The sequence below is a fragment of the Nonomuraea sp. NPDC054003 genome (assembly GCF_055585125.1).
In genome coordinates, this window is sequence record NZ_JBVJKR010000007.1 from 298,729 (window position 1) to 318,603 (window position 19,875).

Genomic DNA, 19,875 nt, shown 5'->3' on the forward strand with positions numbered 1-19,875 from the left:
ACGCCGTGAGAACCATCACGAGGCGTGCCGGCGCGGTCGCCGCCATGCTCGCCCTGACGGCCGCCTGCGGGTCCGGCGGCACGTCCGGCGGCACGCAGGACGCGGACGGCAAGATCACCGTCCCCATCGGAGTGTCGCTGGCGCTCAGCGGCCAGTACGCCTCCGTCGGACAGTCGTTCCGCGAGGCCATCGAGCACGCCGTCGACGCCTATCCGTACAAGAACTTCAAACCCGAGATGACCTACGAGGACAACCGGCTCGACAACGGCGCGGCCGTCCAGGTCTTCACGAAGTTCGCCTCCCAGGCGAAGGTGCCGGTGGTGCTCGGCGGCTTCGCCGGGCCGTCCATCGCGGTGGCCCCCGTGGCCGACCGCACCAGGACCGTCTACATCAACCCGCTCGCCCCGACCGACAAGCTGGCCGGCCACGAGTACCTCTTCAACACCCTGCCGATGACCTCGGAGGAGATGCGCACCGTCGCCAAGGCGATGTGGGATGCCGGGCACCGGAAGATCGGGGTCGTCTTCGCCCCCGACATCGACGGCGGATCGGCCACCGACGTGCTGGCCGAGACGTTCACCCGCCTCGGCGGCACGGTGGCGGAACGCCAGAGCGTCGCCGCCGACGCGGTGGACTTCTCCTCCCAGGTGGCCAAGCTGAAGGACGCCGATCCCGACGCGATCTTCGGTTTCGCCGCCTACAGCGTCTTCGCCCAGGTCGCCAAGCAGATCAGGGAGGCCGGAGTCGACGTACCCCTGTGGAGCTACCGCGGGTTCGGCGAGCCGACGATCTTCACGATAGCCAAGGAGGCCGTCGAGGGAACCAAGTACTCCGACCCGAGCTACTCACTCGACGGCACCCCGGAAGCGGCCGCGGCCACGCGGAAATACCGCGAGAAGCACGCGGGCAAGGACCCGGGCGCCTTCTTCACCTCGATGTACGACGCGACCTGGGTCGCGCTGAGCGCCATCGACGCCATCGCGGGGGAGACGAAGGCGGCGCCCACCGGCGAGGACGTCAAGAAGCTGTTCGACTCCCAGGCGTTCGAGGCTCCCTACACGGGCACCACCCGGTTCCTGAACAGCGGACCCGAGCGGGGCACGGTGAAGAAGCCCTTCGCGCTCTTCGAGGCCCGCGACGGAGCGTTCGTCCGTGTCGAGACGCTCGAACCCGTTTCCTGAGTCAGGTGAGGGAAAGTGGAACTCCTCCTGCAACTGCTGGTCAACGGCATCGCCGTCGGAGCGGTGTACGGCCTGTTCGCCGTGGCCTTCGGCACGACCTACCTGGTGGCCAAGGTCTTCCACGTCGCGCTGGCCGCGGTGTTCGCCACAGCGGCGTTCGCCTACCAGACCGCGCTGGCAGCAGGACTTCCAGCCGCCGCGGCGGTCTTCGCCGCGGCGGCGGCCGCCCTGGTGACCGGGCTGTTCTGCGAAGGCGTGGTCTACCGTACGCTGCGCCGCCGGGGCGGCGACGAGATGATGCTCCTCGTCGGATCACTGGCCGTGATGGCCATCGTCTCCTCCACCATCGCCCTGGTCTGGGGACACACGCCGCTGCCCGTGCCGGGGTTCGGCGACGGAACGTCGTACACGTTCGGCGGTGTGAACATCACCCTGCGGCAGATCATCATCGTCGCCTGCGGCGTGCTGGCCACCGTCGGCGTCGCGGCCTTCATGAACGGCACCGCCGAAGGACGCAAGATGCGGGCGGTCTCCGACAACCCCGTGCTCGCGGGCGCGGCGGGCATCTCCGTCCAGCGCTCCTACCTGTGGGCGTTCGCCATCGGATCGCTCGTCGCCGCGGTCGCGGCGATCCTGTTCTCGTCGGGACGGACGATCACCCCGTTCCTGGGCCTCCAGCCCACCCTGGTGGGCGCGGTCGCCGTCATCTTCGGCGGCACCGGGCGGCCCGTACCCAACTTCCTGGTCGGCATCTTCCTCGGCATCGTCCAGAGCGTCGCGCTCTGGCGCGTGGAGTCGATCTGGGAGACGGCCATCCTGTTCGGCATCCTCTTCCTCGTCCTGCTTCTGCGCCCGCACGGACTGTTCGGCAACGCGCGCACGGCGATGGAGACCTGACCCCGGGTTCACGAGAGGAAGGGAAACCGGCTATGGAATACGTCATCAGCCTGGCGATGTTCGCCGCGGTCTACATCATCGTGGTCACCGGGTACGGCCTCAGCGCCGGTCTCGGCAAACAGTTCCTCATCTCGCAGGCGGCCATGTGGGGTGTCGGCGCGTACGTCTACGGCATCCTCTCGCTCGAGACGGACTGGCCCACCGCGGTCTGCGCCCTGCTCGGCGTGGCGGGAGGCGTCGTCGCGAGCGCGGTCATCGCGCTGACGGCACTGCGGGTCAGCGGCATCTACCTGGCGATCGTCTCGTTCGCCTTCCAGATCGTGTTCGTCACGGTGCTGCAGAACCTGGAGATCACGGGAGGGCAGAGCGGGCTCGCCGGCATCCGCGGGATGTCCTCCATCGGGCCGCTGACCGAGACCGAGTCGGCGCTGCTCGTCGCCGTCGCCGCCTGCGCGGTCGTCGTGCTGGCCTACCGGGTGCTGCACGGCAGCGCCTTCGGCCTCACCGTGCGGGCGCTGGGGGAGGACCCGCAGGTCCTGGAAGGACTGGGGGTGCGGCCCGCCGTACTCAAGATCAAAATCATCTGCCTGAGCGGGGGCACAGCCGCCCTGGGGGGCGTTCTGTACGCACAGTACCTGTCGTACGTCGACGCGAACGCCTTCAGCATCCACGTGTCGATCACCCTGTTGTCCATGCTCATCGTCGGGGGATCGCGGGCGGTGCTCGGGCCCGCGGTCGGCGCGCTGTTCTACCAGCTCATCCCGCAGCTCCTGCAGTATCTGGAGATCCAGGCCGCCGAGGCCGCGGATCTGCTGCAGATCCTGTTCGGGCTGCTTCTTCTGCTCTTTCTCCTGTTCCGGCCCGAGGGCATCGTCGCGCCTCCCACGCCGGCCCTGCGGGCGGCGCGCACGAGCCGCCCGCCCCCGTCACCGCCCCCCGCCCCCGGCATCGACCGTGACCGCGTGGCGGCGGCCGAAGGGAGGTCCTGATGGCGACCATCGCCAGCTTGTCCGGGGTGACGGTCGCCTTCGGCGGCATCGTGGCCATGAACGACGTCTCGTTCGACGTCCCGTCGACCGGGATCATGGCGCTCATCGGCCCGAACGGCGCGGGCAAGACCACGGCGTTCAACGTGCTCTCGGGTCACATACGGCCGAGGTCGGGCACCGTCGAGGTGTTCGGGACCGCCGCCTCGGCTCTCGGCCCGGCGGGTCTGGCCGGCCGGGGTCTGGCCCGCTCCTGGCAGGACGGCCGTGCCTTCCTGGACATGACGGTCCTGGAGAACCTCGTCGTGGCGGTGCGGTGTCCACGCGCGGAGAGCCCGTTCTGGCGGCTGGCCCGCCCGCGCCGGGCGGCCCGCCTGGAGGCCGGCCTCGTACGGCAGGCCGACGAGGTTCTCGAGACGCTCGGCCTGTCGGCGTTCCGGGACCACAGAGCGGGCGACATCGGCTACGCGGAGCAGCGCCTGGTCGGCATCGGCCGGCTGCTGATCCGGCGGCCGAGGCTCCTCCTCCTCGACGAGCCCGCGGCGGGGCTGGACGGCGAGAGCATCGACCGCGTCGTGGGGATCGTCCGCGACATCGCCGCCGGGGGCCTCCCGGTGGTCATCGTCGAGCACAGCCTGTCCGTGGTGCGCTCCCTCGCCGACTCCTGCGTCTTCATGAGCAACGGAGAGGTCGTCGCCCGGGGCACCCCCGAGGACCTGTTCCGCAGGGACGAACTGATCGACATGTACTTCGGGAAGGGGTGGCGGGCGTGAGCGGCACGGCGACGGCTCTGCGCGTGACGGGTCTGGCCGCCGGATACGGGCGCGGCGACGTCGTCAAGGACATCACCTTCGCCGTGCCCAGGGGCGGCAGCCTGCTGCTCGTCGGCCACAACGGTGCGGGCAAGACCACGATATTCAGGGCGATCATGGGGCTCTGCGCGGTCAGCGCCGGAAGCGTGGAAGTCACCGGCGCCTCGCTGGACCGGCGTTCTCCTGCCGAGCGCGCGCGTGACGGTCTGTCCTATGTCATGCAGGAGCATGGCACCTTCCGCGGCATGACCGTCCAGGAGAACCTGGAAGTGATCATAGGCCTGTCCGGAAAACTGAGCAGGGCACAGCGGTCCGAGGCGTTCACCCGCGTCTACGACTGGTTCCCGCGCATCCACGAGCGCCGCGACAGCCCGGCACGAGCCCTGTCGGGCGGCGAGAACCGGATGCTCGCGATCTCCCTCGGGCTCATCCGGAAACCCGCCGTCATGCTGCTGGACGAGCCGACCCTGGGCCTCGCCCCGGCCACCGCCGAATCCATGGTCGAAGTCGTCCGGCGGATCCAGGAGGAGACCGGCGTCGCCCTCGTCATCACCGAGTCGAGCCTGACAGCCGTGCGAGCCCTCGCCACCGAGACCAAGGTCGTCCGACGAGGTGGGCTCAGCCACACCATCGACGACCGCACCGACATCACGAGCCTCGACGAGATCCTCTGACCTCGTCCTCCAACCCACACCCGGAGGCTGACCATGACCGATGCGATCCCGGCCATCCGACTGGACCACGCGCGCACCGAACGGGAGTCCCTGCTCCCCGAACGGCTGTGCAACCTCGAACGGCTGCTGGCGACCATGGAGGCCCGCGACATCGACGGCCTCGTCTCCTACTACGTGCCCAACGTCCTCTACCTGAGCAGCTTCTACGCCGCCGGAGGCCACGCCCACCTGGAGGCCAACGGCCTGGCCGCCTTCGTCTTCTCCCGGCACCACCCCGACCACCCCATCCTGGTCGTCCAGGACACCGAGCTGGCGTTCTTCCGCCACCAGCCGAGCTGGGTGTCCGACATCCGGCCGTTCAGCAGCCTGGTCCGCCAGCTCGACCTGCCGGACGACCCCGACTTCATCGACAACTTCCTCCCGCAGGAGGCGCTGAACACCGACTGGGCGCGCAGGATGCGGGAGAACCTCACCCCCAGCCTCGTGCTCGGCGTCCGCAAGGCCGTCGGCGACCTCGGCCTGTCCCACGCCCGCGTCGCCTTCGACAACCCGAGACTGGCCCGGCAACTGCGTCTCGACGACGTCGAGGAAGTAGACGGGTACGGTCTGATGAAGCACGTGCGGCTGGTGAAGACCCCGCAGGAGCTGGAGATCCTCAAGACCGCGGCCGACATCAACCAGCGCGCGCTGCAGGCCACCGTGGACAGCTGGACCCGGGGCATGACCTGGCGCGACCTCGCCAGGGAGTACGCGCGCAACGTCACCGCACGCAGCGGACTGTGCCGTGACCCCTACCCCTTCGTCGTGTCGAACCCGCCGCACGGTGACCCGGCCTTCCTGGTCCACGCGGGCCTCGACCCCGACTACGCGATCGAACCCGGCATGCGGATCATGTTCGACTGCCACGGCACCTTCAAGGAGTACGGCTGGGACGGCGGGAAGACCTGGATCGTGGACGGCGGCGACGATCCGGCTTCCGTACGGACCGCGAACGCGTTCTCCGAGGCCCTGCAGGAGATGGAGGCCCGCATGGTCCCCGGCACCAAGATCAGCGAGCTGCAGGGAACCGCACGCGCCGTGCTGCGGCGCCACGGTCTCGCCGACCCGGAGCGGGCACTGTTCTTCTTCCACGGCGTCGGCCTGGAGCACGGCGAGATCGAGCTGCCGGCCGAGGGGGAGAACCAGAGGCTCGCCGACTGGTCGGTGACCGAGGGGATGGTCATCTCCACCCACCTCTACTACGGCGGCTCCGTACGCGAACGGTACTGGCTGGAGGACGTGGCGATCGTGCACGACGACGGCGCCCGATCGATCTACGACTGGGGTTTCCAGCCGCTCACCCGGTGAACCCGGGCGGCTTCGGCTCGTGGTTCCGCCGCCGACCCGCGGGCGCCGGTCAGGCCGGCCTGGCGGTGAGGTAGCGCAGCATCTCGGCGGCGTCCGGCGGGTCCGGCTGCGGGTCGCGGTACGTCACCGCGCCGGCCATCAGGTCGATCAGCACGTCCAGGTCGGCGTCGGCGGCCACCACGCCGTCCTGCTGGGCGCGCCGGAACCTCCCTTCGTTCACGGGACGTGCTCGTGAACGAAGTCGTGCGCCCGTCGATCCGTTACGTCCAGGGGTACAGCTCGGCGAATTTGTGGATAGGGTCGTGTCAGGTGAGCCGGGAAGTCTGGTCGGCGCGTCATGCTGTCGAGGCTTGAGGATGCACTGTGCGCGCTCGTGACCTGATCATCGACCTTCCCGTGCTCGACCTGAACGCATCCGTCGGCGACGCCGTGCGGCTGCTCGCCGAGCGGGATCTGCCCGGACTCATCGTGGTCGGCGACGACGGATCGCCGTACACGGTCCTGCCGGGCACCGAGGTTCTGCGGCTGGCCGTCCCGCACCACTTCCAAGTTGATCCGAACCTGGTCCGGGTGGTGGACGAGGCGGGCTCTGACGATTTCCCGCATCGGATGAGCGGCCGGCCCCTGCGCGCCTGCCTTACCGCCCGCCCCGGGAATCTGCCGATCTGCGGCCCCGACGCCACCACGCTGCAACTGGCGGTCCTGATGACGCGCACGCGCAGCCCGCTGGTCGCGGTCGTGGAAGGGGGTCGTCTCCTGGGCGCGCTCACGCTCAACACCCTGCTGGAGGGGACCCTCGCCGCGTGACGGCGGTCAGTTCTGCCGGGCCTGGTCGGGCTCGTACACGTCCGGGACGCCGTCCTGGTCGAGGTCGGCGGTCTCGATCTCGTGGATGCGCCGGTAGGCGCGGTTGCGCAGGCGAAGGACCACCGTCGCCAGGAGCGCGGCGGTGACCGATGCGGCCAGCACCGCCACCTTGACGTGCGCGTCGTCACCCACGCCGAAGGCCAGTTCGCCGATCAGCAGGGAGACGGTGAACCCGATCCCGGCCAGCAGCGACAGTCCCAGCATGTCGACCCAGGACAGGTTCTCGTCCAGGTCGGCGTGGGTGAAGCGGGCCATGAGCCAGGTCGCCGTCATGATGCCGATCGGCTTGCCCGCGATCAGGCCCACGACGACGCCCAGCACCACCGGGTCGCGGAAGGCGCTCATCAGGCCGTCCGCTCCGCCGAGGGTCACTCCCGCGGACAGGAACGCGAACACGGGCACGGCCACCCCGGCCGAGAGGGGACGGAAGCGGTGCTCGAAGTGCTCGGCCAGGCCGGGGCCCGCGTCCGGGCCGCCGGACTTGGGGCTGCGCAGGACGGGTACGGCGAAGCCGAGCAGGACGCCGGCGACGGTGGCGTGCACGCCCGAAGCGTGCACCAGCGCCCACGTGATGGCGGCCAGCGGAAGCAGCAGCCACCATGAGCGCACGCGGCGCTGCACCAGCACGGTGAACAGCGCCAGCGGTGCCAGCGCCGCCAGCAGCGGGACCGGCGAGAGGTGGTCGGTGTAGAACAGCGCGATGATGACGATGGCCACCAGGTCGTCGACCACGGCCAGGGTGAGCAGGAAGGTGCGCAGCGCCGTGGGCAGGAACCGGCCGATGACCGCCAGCACCGCCAGGGCGAAAGCGATGTCGGTGGCCGTCGGGATCGCCCAGCCGCGGGCCGCGCCTTCCACGCCCCCGGCGAAGAGCAGATACAGCAGAGCGGGGACGATCACCCCGCCCAGCGCGGCCGCGATCGGGACCGCGGCCCGCCGCGCGTCGCGCAGGTCACCGGCGACGAACTCGCGTTTGAGCTCCAGCCCGGCCACGAAGAAGAAGATCGCCAGCAGGCCGTCGGCGGCCCAGGTGGCCAGGCTCAGGTTCAGATGGAGCGCTTCGGGCCCGAACGTGACGCCGCGCAGCGTCTCGTAGGCGTCCGCCCAGGGGGAGTTGGCCCAGACCATCGCCACCACCGCGCCGACCAGGAGCAACGCCCCGCCGACGGTCTCCTTGCGGAGGATGGCGCCGATCCTCAGTGTCTCGCCCCAGGACCCCCGGCCGAGCAGGGCAGGCTTGCGGGGCGGGACAGGGTTGGTCATGAGGCGCTCCGGGATTCGGGTACGGGTCGGTCATTTGCCGACCAGACTTCCCGGCGCACCTCATCCCACTGTACCGACCGGCCGGGAGTGCCTGTCGAGCGGAGGGGGCCCGGAGCCATCGCGCGCGGATCCGCGCGGCACGTCGTGGCGGGGCCGGGTCCGGGAGGGGAACGCCTGTACGTTCGTCCTGTTCGATGTCTCCACCACGAGCGAGGAGCCGTCATGCGGGCCATCACCGTTCGAGACCGCGCCGCCGTCCGAGACGCTGTCGCCCCTCCTGGAGCAGCCGCTGCCCAACGTCGAGGGCAAGACGTTCACCTCGGCGATCGTGGACTTCCCGCCCGCCGCACGCGCGGCGCCGCATCGGCACGGCCAGGCTTTCGTCTACGCGTACGTACTCGAGGGCACGGTGCGCAGCCGGCTCGGCGGCGAGCCGGTGCGTACGTACCGCCGGGGCGAGAACTGGGTCGAGCCGCCGGGCGCCCACCATGTGCTCACGGAGAACACCAGCCGGACGCGGCCGGCGAAGCTGCTGGTCGTCTTCGTCTCCGACACGGGAGACAAGCTCAAGGTCGACGACCCGCCAAGATAGGCCATCGGCCGGGCGGGCTCGGTCAGCGCGGTCCCCGCATCGCGTACCGACCGCCGCATGCGGCCGAGGCCGGACCTCGGCGGCCTGACGACCGGATGACAAGCTGGGCCCATGTTCCCGGAGACTCCCGCCGCCGCGGCGGCGCTGTCGGTGGCCAGGCGCTTCTACTCGCCCGCGCTGCTCAACCACTGCGTCCGCTCCTACCTCTGGGGGACGATGTACGGCACGGCGCACGGGATCGCCTTCGACGACGAGCTCTACTACGTCTCGGCCCTGCTCCACGACATCGGGCTGACGGAGCCTTTCGACAGCCACAGGGCGCCGTTCGAGGAGGCCGGGGGACAACTGGCCTGGGTCTTCGGCGTGGCGGCCGGCTGGCCGGCGGAGCGGGCCGCCAGGGTCGGCGAGATCATCGTGCTGCACATGCGCGACGACGTGTCCCCGGCCACCGACCCCGAGTCCCACCTGCTGCAGGTCGCCACGAGCTGGGAGGTGGTGGGACGGCGGCCGGAGGAGTTCTCGCCGGAGGCCAGGGCGGAGATGCTCGCCCGCCATCCCCGGCTGGGATTCGGCGCGGAGTTCCTGGCGTGCTTCGAGGACCAGGCGAGGCGCAAGCCGGACAGCGCCACCGCCGCGTCGGTCGGGAACGACGTCGCGGGGCGGATCGCCGCCAACCCCCTCGAAGACCGCCGGCCCGCCTGACCTCGCCGTCAGCCGAGGGCGTGGTCGAGGTTGAAGGCCGCGCTGATGAGCGCGAGGTGGGTGATGGCCTGCGGGAAGTTGCCGAGCTGCTCGCCGGTGTGGCCGATCTCCTCGGCGTACAGGCCCAGATGGTTGGCGTACGTGAGCATCTTCTCGAAGGCCAGGCGGGCCTCGTCGACGCGGCCGGCGCGGGCCAGGGCCTCGACGTACCAGAAGGAGCAGATGGAGAACGTGCCCTCCGAGCCCCGCAACCCGTCGGAGCTGACCGCGGGGTCGTAGCGGTATACCAGAGAGTCGGAGACCAGCCCGTCGCCGAGCACGTCGAGGGTGGACAGCCACTTGGGGTCGGTCGGGGAGACGAACTTGGCCAGCGGCATCATCAGCAGGGAGGCGTCCAGCACGTCCTCGTCGAAGTGCTGGACGAACGCCCGCAGCTTGGCCGACCAGCCGCGCCGCATGATCTCCTGGTAGATCGCGTCGCGTGCCTCGCGCCAGCGCGGGATGTCGGCGGGCAGCCCGCGCTGGATCGCCACCCGCATGGCGCGCTCGATGGCCACCCAGCACATCAGCCGTGAGTAGACGAAGTTCTTACGGCCGCCGCGGGTCTCCCAGATGCCCTCGTCGGGCTGGTCCCAGTGCAGGCAGACCCAGTCGACCAGGGTGCAGAGCTCGTCCCAGCGGTCGCTGGCGATCGGGTCGCCCCACTTGTTGTAGAGGTAGATGGAGTCGATGAGCGCTCCGTAGATGTCGAGCTGGAGCTGGTCGGCGGCGGCGTTGCCGATCCGCACCGGGGCGGAGCCCCGATAGCCCTCCAGATGGCCGAGTTCGTGCTCGGGCAGGTCGCTGCGCCCGTCTATGCCGTACATGATCTGCAGCGGGCCGGTGCCGCTGTCGCTGCTGAGCGGCACGTGCGTGGACAGGAAGCCCATGAAGGCCTCCGCCTCCTTGGTGAAGCCCAGCCTGAGCAGCGCGTACACGCAGAACGCGGCGTCGCGGATCCACACGTAGCGGTAGTCCCAGTTGCGCTCGCCGCCGAGCTGCTCGGGCAGGCTGGTCGTCGGCGCGGCGACGATCCCGCCGGTCGGGGCGTAGGTGAGCAGCTTGAGCGTGAGCGCCGAGCGGTGGACCACCTCGCGCCACCGGCCGCGGTAGCGCGAGGACGACAGCCAGCGCCGCCAGTAGCGGACCGTGGCGGTGAACTCGTCCTCGGCCTCCGCGATCGGGCAGCCGCGCGCCGCCAGGTCGCCGCCGACCCGGTCGAGCGCGAACACCGCCTGCTCTCCCTCGCTGAGCTCGAACTTCGCCCACGCGTCCTGCCCGTCGGTCTCCATCGGCACGCTGGCGGTCAGGGACAGCGACAGCGACGCCGACTCGAACAGCACGCGATCCTCCTGCGGGATCACGGTGTGCGGCTGCCTCGCGTAGTCGAAGCGGGGCGCGACCCGGGCGCGGAACGGGAGCGAGCCGCGGACGCAGGACACCCGGCGGATCATCCGGTGCCGGTCGGCCTCGCGCGAGTCGTCCGCTATGGGCATGAAGTCCTGGATCTCGCCCACCCCGTCGTCCGCGAAGAAGCGGGTGATGAGGACGTTGGTGTCGGGGAAGTAGAACTGTTTGGTCCTGGCCGGGGTGTCGGCGGCCAGCTCGAACGAGCCGCCCCGGTCGGCGTCGAGGATCGCGGCGAACACGCTGGGCGCGTCGAAGCGCGGGCAGCAGTACCAGTCGATGGTGCCGTTGGTGCCCACGAGCGCGACCGTCCGCAGGTCGCCGATGAGACCGTGGTCTCCGATCGGCAGGTAGCGGGAGTCGCCTGAGTGACCGGGTTCTCCAGCAGTCATGGCCGCCCTTTCTCCCTGTCTGTCCCTCAAGGTAGACATGTTGGGTTCGTGACAGCCTCTGAGGTTCGCCAAGGGGCGGCAGATCTTCCTCGGGTGTTCTCGCCGGCCCGGTCACGCCGGGGATCTCGTGGATGCCATGGCAGATCCGTAGGGAGCGCCGCTGTTGCGGGGGAAGACCGGTATTCAGGTTGGCATGTGCGAAGGGTATGGTGAGGGCTGTGACGACGTTCCGGATCAGTGAGGCCGCGGCGCTGCTCGGGGTCAGCTCCGACACGGTCCGCCGGTGGGTGGACGCGGGCCGGCTGCGGGCGGAGCGCGACGAGCACGGCCACCGGAGGGTGAACGGCGCCGATCTGGCCGCCTTCGCCCGTGCCCAGGTCGAGTCGGTCGGCGACGGCGGCCGCACGTCGGCGCGCAACCGTTTCCGCGGGATCGTCACCGAGGTGATCCGCGACGCGGTGATGGCGCAGGTGGAGATCGCCGCGGGGCCGTTCCGGGTGGTGTCGCTGATGAGCCGCCAGGCCGCCGACGAGCTGGGCCTGGAGCCGGGGGTGGTGGCGGTCGCCGTGATCAAGTCCACCAACGTCGTCGTGGAGATCCCCGGTCACGAGCGCGTGGCCAGCCATTTGTGAGGAGCCCCCTTGGTCTTTCGTCTTTCCCGGTGGGCGGTCGCCCTGCCCGTCGCGCTCGCGCTGGGGTTGTCGGGGTGCGGCTCCGGCGCCACGTCCTCCGCTTCGGAGGCGGCGTCCGCCGGCGGCGACGCGAAAGAGGTGACGGTGTTCGCGGCGGCGTCGCTGACCGGGACGTTCACCGAGCTGGGCAAGGCCTTCGAGGCCGCGCATCCGGGCACGACGGTCCGGTTCAACTTCGGCTCCAGCGCCACGCTGGCCCAGCAGCTCGTCCAGGGCGCCCCGGCCGACGTGTTCGCGGCGGCGAGCCCGGCCACGATGAAGACCGTCACCGACGCCGCGCTGGCCGGTGCGCCGGTCACGTTCGTACGCAACAAGCTGCGGATCGCCGTCCCCGCCGACAACCCCGCGCAGGTGGACGAGCTCAAGGACCTGGCCGGCCCCGAGGTGAAGGTGGCGCTCTGCGCCGAGCAGGTGCCGTGCGGGGCGGCGGCCGCCAAGGCGCTGGACGCGGCCGGGCTGAAGGTCACCCCCGTCACCCTGGAGCAGGACGTCAAGGCCACGCTGACCAAGGTGCGGCTGGGTGAGGTGGACGCGGCGCTGGTCTACGCGACCGACGTGATCGCCTCGGACGGCAAGGTGACCGGCATCGAGTTCCCGGAAGCGGACCAGGCGATCAACGACTATCCGATCGCCACCCTGGCCAAGGCGCCGGCCGGTGAGGCGGCCCGGCAGTTCGTCGACCTGGTGCTGTCGCGGCAGGGCAGGGACGTGCTGACCAAGGCCGGCTTCGAGGCGCCCTGATCAAGGATGAGTTCTTCCGCGCCGGAGCGCCTCGACCTGCCGGGCCCGCGCCGTGAGGTCTCCGGGCGGCTGCCGTGGATGCTGGTGCTGCCCGCCGTGGTGGGGCTGGTCTTCCTGGTGCTGCCGCTGGCCGGGCTGCTGATCCGTGCCCCGTGGCCGACGCTGCTGGAGCGGCTGGCCGAGCCGCAGGTGCTGGAGGCGCTGCGGCTGTCGCTGGTGTCGGCCACCGTCGCCACCGTCGTGTGCCTGCTGCTCGGGGTGCCGCTGGCCTGGCTGCTGGCCCGGGTGGAGTTCCCGGGCCGGAGGCTGGTGCGGGCGCTGGTCACCGTGCCGCTGGTGCTGCCGCCGGTGGTCGGCGGTGTCGCGTTGCTGCTGGTGCTGGGGCGGCGCGGGCTGGTCGGGCAGTGGCTGGAGGCGAGCTTCGGGATCACGCTGCCGTTCACCACCGCGGGGGTGATCGTGGCCGAGGCGTTCGTCGCCATGCCGTTCCTGGTGATCAGTGTCGAGGGCGCGTTGCGCGGCGCCGACCGGCGCTTCGAGGAGGCCGCCGCCACGCTCGGCGCCTCCCGCTGGACGGTGTTCCGGCGGGTGACGCTGCCCATGGTCATGCCGGGGGTGGTGGCAGGGGCGGTGCTGTGCTGGGCGCGGGCGCTGGGCGAGTTCGGCGCGACGATCACGTTCGCCGGCAACTTCCCCGGCACCACCCGCACCATGCCGCTGGCCGTCTACCTGGCCCTGGAGACCGAGCCGGAGGCCGCGATCGTGCTCAGTCTCGTGCTGCTGGCCGTCTCCGTGGTCATCCTGGCCAGCCTGCGCGACCGGTGGGTGAGCGCGCCATGACTCTGCGCGCCCGCCTGGTCGTCAACCGGCCCGCGTTCACCCTCGACCTCGACCTCCATGTCGCCGCCGGGGAGGTGGTCGCGCTGCTCGGCCCCAACGGCGCGGGCAAGACCACCGCGCTGCGCGCCCTGGCCGGGCTCACCCGCATGTCCGGCGGGCAGATCAGCCTGCGCGGCCGCCCGCTGCACAGTCTGCCCGCCGAGAGCCGCCCGATCGGCATGGTCTTCCAGGACTACCTGCTCTTCCCCCATCTGTCGGCGCTGGACAACGTCGCCTTCGGGCCGCGCTGCCAGGGCGTCTCCAAGGCCGAGTCCCGCCGTGCCGCCGCCGCCCTGCTGGAGCGGGTCGGCCTGGCCGACCGAGCGAGCGCCAGACCGGCGCAGCTGTCCGGCGGGCAGGCCCAGCGGGTCGCGCTGGCGCGGGCGCTGGCCGTGCGGCCGGAGCTGCTGCTGCTGGACGAGCCGCTGGCCGCGCTCGACGCCCACACCCGGCTGGAGGTCCGCTCCCGGCTCCGCCGCCACCTGGCCGACTTCGACGGCGCGACGGTCCTGGTCACTCACGACCCGCTCGACGCGATGGTGCTGGCCGACCGGCTGATCGTGATCGAGCACGGCGCGATCGTCCAGCAGGGCGCGCCGGGCGAGGTCGCCCGGCGTCCGCGCACCGACTACGTGGCCCGGCTGGTCGGGCTCAACCTGTATCGCGGCACCGCCGACGCGGGCCGGGTCAAGGTCGGCGAGCTGCTGCTGCACACCTGCGAGCAGCTCGACGGGCCCGCGTTCGTGGCCTTCCCGCCCGCCGCCGTGGCGCTCTACCGCTCCCGCCCGGACGGCAGCCCGCGCAACCTGTGGCGGGCCACCATCGACGGCATCGAACGGCACGGCGACAACGTCCGGGTGCACCTCGACGGGCCCGTCACCGCGTTCGCCGACATCACCCCCGCGGCCGTGGCCGACCTGGACCTGACCCCGGGCCAGCGGATCTGGGCCTCGGTCAAGGCCACCGAGACCCACGCCTACCCGGCATGAACGACGACTGCGACGGGGGTTCGCCCTCACGGGCGTGCCGACTCAGTCCTGCCTGTGCCGGAGCATGTCGCTCTCAGCAGGGTCATACGCGAGGCGTGAACTGGTTCAGGTCATAGATCCCGAGCGTCTTCTCGATGTCGGCCACCTGCCCGACGACGCCGGTGAAGCCGGCCGCGCCGAAACGGCGGTGCTCCTCGTCTTCGAAGGTCTCGGCCATCTCGGTGAATTCCCTGGGCGGGATGACCTCGCGCATGGCGGGGAAGACCACGGTGTCCTCGCGTGCCTCGTGGGGCTCGTACATGCGGATGAAGGCGGCCATGTCGGCGGTCAGGTCCCGGCGGGCCCGCTGGGGGGCAGGTTTGGCGGTGACGTCCAGGATGCGGCCGGTCAGCACGCGGCCGCGCTGGTGCTGCCGGACCAGGATGGGCACGGTGTCGGTCAGTTTGCCGGCCTTGACCAGGCGCGGGAAGACGTAACGTTCTTCAAGTTGCTCGTGGTACTCCTCGATGAAGGTGCGGATGATGCCGGCCCCGGCATGCAAGGGCTGGGCGGGCACCGGCTCGCCGGCGTTGATCCGCCGGATGCCCTCCCGGTAGATCAGCAGGATGCGTTTGAGTACCCCGTGCTCGCGCATGAGGTCTTCTGGTGGCGTGACCGGCACCTCTTGGGTCTGCTCCGTGCTGGGGGCAGGGGTGGATGTCGCGGCGCCGCCGGCTTGCCGGATCGTCCCGCACGCGGTCAGCACCGCCGAGCCACAGGCCAGGGCGACGGGCAGGCTGAGCATCTCGCGGCGGCGCACGCTCGGTGTTTCGCGGTCGTCCCACGCTTCGTCGCTCATCTTCGGTCCCGGCCCCCCAACCAGCCGATACGGCCGGCTGGACCGCATCACCCCAGATGCTGCCCAGCCACCGGTGATCCGACGTGACAACGGAGGTAATGCTTCCCTCTGTCCGGGCCGGCCGCCCGGCGCTCCCCGCCGGCGGTCGTGGTCAGCCGGCCGGGACCCGACCGGCGACCGGTAGCCGCTCCCTCCGGTCCAGCCGCCTGACGGCCGCCGCGGAGGCCAATCCCGCGGCGGCCAGCAGCGCCCACGGCAGAGCTGCCATGCCGTTGGAGCGGCCCGCGTCGACCAGGGCGCCCGCCAGCAGGTTGCCGGCCAGGATCCCGATGCCGGACAGCAGGTTGTACACGCCGTAGTAGGTGCCGATCAGCCGGTCTCCCGCCAGGTCGGCGATGGTGGCCATCTCGAACGGGAAGGCGGCCAGCGTCCCCAGGGTGAGCAGCAGCGTGCACGCCACCAGAGGCAGCAGCGCCCAGCCCGGGGGCAGGGCCAGGTGCGCCGTCGCCGCCGGGGGCAGGAACGCGACCCCCATGAGGGCCAGGCCCCGGCTGATCGCCTGTCCCCGGCTCCACCGGGCCGAGCACCAGGCGGTCAGCCGTACCTGCCCGGCGATGCCGAGCAGCGCCGACAGCGCGTACAACGCCATCACGCCGCTCTCGCCGCCGCCGACCCGCTCCACCTCCAGCGGCAGCGCCAGGTACATCTGGAACGACAGCGCGTAGGAGGCGATCATCGCCGCGGCGAAGGAGACGAAGGCCCGGTCGCCGAACGCCCGCCGCCAGTCGCTCAGCACCGGCTGCTGCTCACCGGCGGGCCCACGCCGGGCCGGCAGCCACAGGCCCTGCATGACGGTCAGCACCGCGAAGACCCCCGCGGCGGACAGGCACACGGCGGCGAAACCGGCGTTCAGCAGGGCGATGCCGACCAGCGGGCCGAGCAGGATGCCGCCCTGGTAGAACACGTTGAACACGGCGAACGCGGCCACCTTGCGCTCACCCGCCTCGCACGCCAGGTAGGCGCGGGCCGCCGGGTTGAACAGCGCCCCGGCGACTCCGGTCACGGCGGCCGCCACGAGGAGCCACGGCAGCGAAGTGGTCAGCCCGAACAGGGCGAACCCGATCGTACGGAGCGCGCACCCCAGCATGATCAGCGGCTTGTAGCCCAGCCGGTCGGCCAGGGTGCCGCCGATCAGGAACAGGCCCTGCTGGCTCAGGTTCCGCAGGCCCAGGACGAGCCCGATCGTCCAGGCGGCCAGACCGGCTCCGGTCGACAGATGCTGGGCGAGGTAGGGCATGAGCATGTAGAAGCCGAGGTTGATGCCCGCCTGGTTGATCTGCAGGAGCTGGATGGGCCGGTCGAAGGAGCGGAACTCGGCCAGGGTGCGCCTCATCGCCCGGCTGCCAGCGGGGCGCGCACGCCTGTGCAGCGCGTCCAGCGGTGGACTTCCCGCTCGTCCGGAGCGAGCAGCAGGTCCGGCTCGCCGGCCGGGACGGCGCCGAGCAGGCCGTGGGCCCGGCAGTAGTCGTCGTCGTAGATGCTCTCCCAGTAACGCCACGGCCCGTCCGGGAAGATCGCGACGATGGTCCGGCCGGGCTGCGCACGGGCCAGCCACCGGGCCACGAGGGCGACGGCGCCGGTGCTCCAGCCGCCGGAGACGTAGTGCAGGGCGGCCAGGGTGCGGCAGGCCCAGACCGCTTCGGCGGGGGCGACCCAGTGGACCTCGTCGAAGGCGTCGTAGGCGACGTTGCGCGGGTAGATGCTGGAGCCGAGCCCGCGCATCAGCCGCGGCCTGGCGGGCTGGCCGAAGATGGTCGAGCCCACGGTGTCCACGCCGACGAGGCTCAGGCCGGGGAAGTGGCGGCGCAGCACGCTGGAGATGCCCGCGCTGTGCCCGCCCGTGCCGACCGAGCACACCAGCGTGTCGATCTGGGGGACCTGGTTCAGCAGTTCGTGGGCCAGCCCGGCGTAGGCGTCCACGTTGTCGGGGTTGTTGTACTGGTCGGGACAGTAGGCGCCGGGGCTCTCCGCGAGGAGCTGCCGCACCCGTTCGCGGCGGGCCTGCTGCCAGCCGCCGACGGCGCAGGGCTCGGTGACCATCTCCAGCCGTACCCCGTAGGAAGCCAGCAGCCGGCACATGAGCGGCTCCATGCCGGGGTCGGCCACGAGCACGACCGGATGGCCGAAGACGATGCCGGCCAGCGCCAGGCCGAGCCCGAGCGTGCCGCTGGTCGACTCGACGACGGTCGCGCCCGGCTGGAGGTCGCCGCGCGCCCGTGCCCGGCGCACCATGTGCAGCGCCGGGCGGTCCTTGATGCCGCCCGGGTTGAAGCCTTCGAGTTTGGCCCAGAATCCTCCGCCGCCCGGCACGAACGGCTCGGATATGAAAGTCAACGGCGTATTGCCGACCGAGAGCGGCAGCGTCGAATATCTACCGGACGGCGCCTCTTTCAGGCGCGCGGAAACAGCTTGCGATGACATGATGGAGATCCCCGAAATGAATGGACGGTTGACGGCTCATGAAAAGGCCGCGCGTCCTATATGCGCATCACACAGAGATCTTCCTGACAGGACGTGGGGCGGCCCGCCACGGCCGCCGGGGCCGTGCCGCCCACGGCGGCGGGAGGGGAGACGACGATCGCGGCCGGCATGGGCGCGCCGGTCGGCGGGCCGGCCGGATGGGTCGCCGAGCCGTCCTGCTCCGTGCTGTGCCTGTGTCTCTCGGGCAGCTGGTGATGCCAGCAGTGCGCACGGTGCTGAGCTGCGGCGACGTGCCCCTGGTCCGCGGCGTGACCGCCGTCGCCGAGCTGGGCGCTGTGGCTGGCCTGCTCCGACAGCTCCAGGGCGGCGCAGGCGCCGCCGTGGGCGAAGACCGCGACGATCAGCCAGACGACCGCCAGCAGCGCGTGCGACACGAGCCGCCCGGCGCGAGATCCGGCCGGGCGGCGCGAAAGGGTCGTCCGTGTCGCTGACATCACCTGAAATAGTGCCCGGAAGGCGGCCGGGCGCGCTCGGCAGGAGCAAACTTTCCGGTAAAGCTACCGCCGGTCACAGGTTATGGCGGGCTTTCTCGCCGAGAGCGACCGGTCATTCGTCTTATCTGCGCGACACGGCGCCGAAGGTTTGCCCTGTCCACCCGAATATCGGCCACACTGGACAGCGCGGCGGTCCTTCTCGTCCGCCGTCCGTCAATTCCCGCTGATATCAGGAGTGCGCCATGGCCCTGTCCAGACGACGGATCGTCGCCGGCTTCGGCGCCATGGCGGTCGGTGCCGTGGCATGCCCCTATGACCGGGAGCGCGCGTACGCGCCGGCGACCCTGGCCGTGCCGACCGGCGTCGCCCCCGAGCGGCTCGCGCGCGACGAGCGCTTCTGGGCGACCGTCGCGCGGCAGTTCCGGGTGAGCCCGGACTTCGTGAACCTGGAGAACGGCTACTACGGGGTCATGCCGGAGCCGGTCCGGCGGGCGTACCACCACAACGTCGACCATCTCAACCAGCACAGCTCCCACCTGCTGCGGACCACCTACAAGCCGCGGGCCGACGAGGTCCGCGACCGGATCGCCGCCCTGCTCGGCGTGACGAGGAACGAGATCGCGCTCACCCGGGGCGGCACCGAGGCCCTGCAGAACCTGATCTCCGGCTACCGCCGCCTGCGCCCGGGCGACGCCGTCATGTACGCCGACCTCGACTACCACAGCGGGCAGTACGCCATGAACTGGCTGCGAGCCCGGCGCGGCGTCACCGTCGAGCGCATCGTCATGCCCGAGCCCGCCACCCGTCAGGCGGTGCTCGACACCTACGAGCGAGCCCTGCGCCTGCACCCGAAGGTGCGGCTCCTCCTGCTCAGCCACATGAACAACCGCACCGGCCTGGTCACCCCGGTACGCCAGATCATGGCCATGGCGCGTGAGCGCGGCGTGGACGTGATCGTGGACGCCGCCCACTCCTGGGGCCAGCTCGACTTCAGCATCGCCGACCTCGACGCCGACTTCGGGGTGTTCTCGCTGCACAAGTGGATGGGCGTGCCGCTGGGCGCGGGGTTCCTCTACATCCGCGCGGATCGCCTGGCCGACATCGATCTTCTGTACGACGACGAGACCTACCCGGCGTCCGACATCCGCTCACGGGTGCACTCGGGCACCATGAACGTGGCCCCGTTCCTGACCGCGGACGCCGCCCTGGACTTCCACGAGACCCTGGGCGCGAAGGTCAAGCAGGCCCGCCTGCGTTTCCTGCGCGACCGCTGGGTCCGCCGGGCGCACGAGCTCGGCGCGCGGGTCCTCACCCCGGACGAGCCCGGCATGTACGGCGGCATCACCGCGTTCCGGCTGCCCGGCCGCGACTCGGAGGCTGACAACGTCGCGATCGCGGACGAGCTCATGACCAAGCACCGGATCTTCACCGTCGCCCGCAGCGGCATGAGCGGCGGCGACGCCGTCAGGGTCACCCCCGCCCTGTTCACCTCCACCGACGACGTCGACCGCCTGGCAGCGGCCCTGAGCGACCTCGTCACCCGGCCTCGGTGAACGCCTCCGCAGGTCAGGGCGTCAGCGCGAGCCGTACGGCCAGGCAGCG

Annotated in this window: 21 protein-coding genes; 14 read left to right on the forward strand and 7 right to left on the reverse strand. The window is 71.1% G+C overall.

The window, feature by feature from the left end; genetic code table 11:
• The first annotated feature begins 5 nt into the window (after nt 1–5).
• From ACZ6YG_RS20690 to ACZ6YG_RS20715, 6 genes are read left to right on the forward strand one after another with little or no spacing between them, the layout of a single operon-like run.
• Entirely contained in the window at nt 6–1,181 is a 1,176-nt protein-coding gene (locus ACZ6YG_RS20690) for an ABC transporter substrate-binding protein (protein ID WP_271275108.1), read from the forward strand.
• A 15-nt stretch (nt 1,182–1,196) separates the two neighbouring features.
• Nucleotides 1,197–2,078 (forward strand): branched-chain amino acid ABC transporter permease, encoded by an 882-nt coding sequence (locus tag ACZ6YG_RS20695; protein WP_271275109.1) that lies wholly within the window; start codon nt 1,197–1,199, stop codon nt 2,076–2,078.
• A 32-nt stretch (nt 2,079–2,110) separates the two neighbouring features.
• On the forward strand, nt 2,111–3,067 hold the full coding sequence (locus ACZ6YG_RS20700) for a branched-chain amino acid ABC transporter permease (RefSeq protein WP_466018920.1): 957 nt from the start codon (nt 2,111–2,113) through the stop codon (nt 3,065–3,067).
• Complete coding sequence (locus ACZ6YG_RS20705; protein ID WP_148030913.1) at nt 3,067–3,837, forward strand: ABC transporter ATP-binding protein; 771 nt, start codon at nt 3,067–3,069, stop codon at nt 3,835–3,837. Before ACZ6YG_RS20700 ends, ACZ6YG_RS20705 begins: the two co-directional genes overlap by 1 nt.
• Nucleotides 3,834–4,550, forward strand: a complete 717-nt coding sequence (locus ACZ6YG_RS20710) for an ABC transporter ATP-binding protein (protein WP_187281094.1) — start codon at nt 3,834–3,836, stop codon at nt 4,548–4,550. Before ACZ6YG_RS20705 ends, ACZ6YG_RS20710 begins: the two co-directional genes overlap by 4 nt.
• A 33-nt stretch (nt 4,551–4,583) precedes the next feature.
• The gene (locus tag ACZ6YG_RS20715; protein WP_466018921.1) at nt 4,584–5,897 is read left to right on the forward strand and encodes a M24 family metallopeptidase; all 1,314 of its coding nucleotides are present in this window, start codon (nt 4,584–4,586) and stop codon (nt 5,895–5,897) included.
• 49 nt (nt 5,898–5,946) lie between these two features.
• Here ACZ6YG_RS20715 and ACZ6YG_RS20720 read toward each other — a convergent pair whose 3' ends face one another.
• Nucleotides 5,947–6,117 (reverse strand): hypothetical protein, encoded by a 171-nt coding sequence (locus tag ACZ6YG_RS20720; protein ID WP_271275112.1) that lies wholly within the window; start codon nt 6,115–6,117, stop codon nt 5,947–5,949.
• Nucleotides 6,118–6,260: 143 nt separating this feature from the next.
• Here ACZ6YG_RS20720 and ACZ6YG_RS20725 point away from each other — a divergent pair, with 143 nt between their 5' ends.
• Complete coding sequence (locus tag ACZ6YG_RS20725; protein ID WP_466018922.1) at nt 6,261–6,704, forward strand: CBS domain-containing protein; 444 nt, start codon at nt 6,261–6,263, stop codon at nt 6,702–6,704.
• A 6-nt stretch (nt 6,705–6,710) separates the two neighbouring features.
• Here the strand turns inward: ACZ6YG_RS20725 and nhaA are convergent, their stop codons facing one another.
• Entirely contained in the window at nt 6,711–8,027 is a 1,317-nt protein-coding gene (gene nhaA, locus ACZ6YG_RS20730) for a Na+/H+ antiporter NhaA (protein WP_466018923.1), read from the reverse strand.
• 34 nt (nt 8,028–8,061) lie between these two features.
• On the opposite strand from nhaA, the gene ACZ6YG_RS20735 reads away from it, so the two are divergent.
• Both ACZ6YG_RS20735 and ACZ6YG_RS20740 read left to right on the forward strand, forming a co-directional pair.
• Nucleotides 8,062–8,619: a cupin domain-containing protein gene (locus tag ACZ6YG_RS20735; protein ID WP_466018924.1), complete on the forward strand. Its 558-nt coding sequence runs from the start codon at nt 8,062–8,064 to the stop codon at nt 8,617–8,619.
• Nucleotides 8,620–8,730: 111 nt separating this feature from the next.
• The gene (locus ACZ6YG_RS20740; RefSeq protein WP_466018925.1) at nt 8,731–9,321 is read left to right on the forward strand and encodes an HD domain-containing protein; all 591 of its coding nucleotides are present in this window, start codon (nt 8,731–8,733) and stop codon (nt 9,319–9,321) included.
• A gap of 8 nt (nt 9,322–9,329) precedes the next feature.
• On the opposite strand, the gene ACZ6YG_RS20745 is transcribed toward ACZ6YG_RS20740, so the two are convergent.
• Complete coding sequence (locus ACZ6YG_RS20745; protein ID WP_364235552.1) at nt 9,330–11,159, reverse strand: glycoside hydrolase family 15 protein; 1,830 nt, start codon at nt 11,157–11,159, stop codon at nt 9,330–9,332.
• Nucleotides 11,160–11,377: 218 nt separating this feature from the next.
• Here ACZ6YG_RS20745 and ACZ6YG_RS20750 point away from each other — a divergent pair, with 218 nt between their 5' ends.
• Genes ACZ6YG_RS20750 through ACZ6YG_RS20765 form a run of 4 tightly spaced genes read left to right on the forward strand, consistent with a single transcriptional unit; the run spans nt 11,378 to nt 14,460 of the window.
• Nucleotides 11,378–11,791 carry a TOBE domain-containing protein gene (locus ACZ6YG_RS20750; RefSeq protein WP_148030920.1) on the forward strand — a complete coding sequence of 138 codons (414 nt, stop codon included), beginning with the start codon at nt 11,378–11,380 and terminating at the stop codon, nt 11,789–11,791.
• Between the two features lie 9 nt (nt 11,792–11,800).
• Nucleotides 11,801–12,592 (forward strand): molybdate ABC transporter substrate-binding protein, encoded by a 792-nt coding sequence (gene modA / locus ACZ6YG_RS20755; RefSeq protein ID WP_397197279.1) that lies wholly within the window; start codon nt 11,801–11,803, stop codon nt 12,590–12,592.
• A 6-nt stretch (nt 12,593–12,598) separates the two neighbouring features.
• A complete protein-coding gene (locus ACZ6YG_RS20760; RefSeq protein ID WP_148030922.1) occupies nt 12,599–13,432 on the forward strand; it encodes an ABC transporter permease in 834 nt (277 codons plus the stop codon).
• Nucleotides 13,429–14,460 (forward strand): ABC transporter ATP-binding protein, encoded by a 1,032-nt coding sequence (locus ACZ6YG_RS20765; RefSeq protein ID WP_466018926.1) that lies wholly within the window; start codon nt 13,429–13,431, stop codon nt 14,458–14,460. Before ACZ6YG_RS20760 ends, ACZ6YG_RS20765 begins: the two co-directional genes overlap by 4 nt.
• An 82-nt stretch (nt 14,461–14,542) precedes the next feature.
• Here ACZ6YG_RS20765 and ACZ6YG_RS20770 read toward each other — a convergent pair whose 3' ends face one another.
• The 4 genes from ACZ6YG_RS20770 to ACZ6YG_RS20785 all read right to left on the reverse strand — a co-directional run bounded on the left by ACZ6YG_RS20770 (nt 14,543) and on the right by ACZ6YG_RS20785 (nt 18,273).
• Nucleotides 14,543–15,346, reverse strand: coding sequence for a hemerythrin domain-containing protein (locus ACZ6YG_RS20770; protein WP_466018927.1), 804 nt, complete (start codon nt 15,344–15,346; stop codon nt 14,543–14,545).
• 103 nt (nt 15,347–15,449) lie between these two features.
• Entirely contained in the window at nt 15,450–16,691 is a 1,242-nt protein-coding gene (locus tag ACZ6YG_RS20775; protein ID WP_397197277.1) for an MFS transporter, read from the reverse strand.
• Complete coding sequence (locus ACZ6YG_RS20780) at nt 16,688–17,779, reverse strand: PLP-dependent cysteine synthase family protein (RefSeq protein WP_271275124.1); 1,092 nt, start codon at nt 17,777–17,779, stop codon at nt 16,688–16,690. Before ACZ6YG_RS20780 ends, ACZ6YG_RS20775 begins: the two co-directional genes overlap by 4 nt.
• A gap of 56 nt (nt 17,780–17,835) precedes the next feature.
• The gene (locus ACZ6YG_RS20785) at nt 17,836–18,273 is read right to left on the reverse strand and encodes a hypothetical protein (RefSeq protein WP_219547172.1); all 438 of its coding nucleotides are present in this window, start codon (nt 18,271–18,273) and stop codon (nt 17,836–17,838) included.
• 242 nt (nt 18,274–18,515) lie between these two features.
• Between ACZ6YG_RS20785 and ACZ6YG_RS20790 the strand changes: the two genes are divergently transcribed.
• Nucleotides 18,516–19,826, forward strand: coding sequence for an aminotransferase class V-fold PLP-dependent enzyme (locus ACZ6YG_RS20790; RefSeq protein ID WP_466018928.1), 1,311 nt, complete (start codon nt 18,516–18,518; stop codon nt 19,824–19,826).
• Nucleotides 19,827–19,875 lie beyond the last annotated feature (49 nt).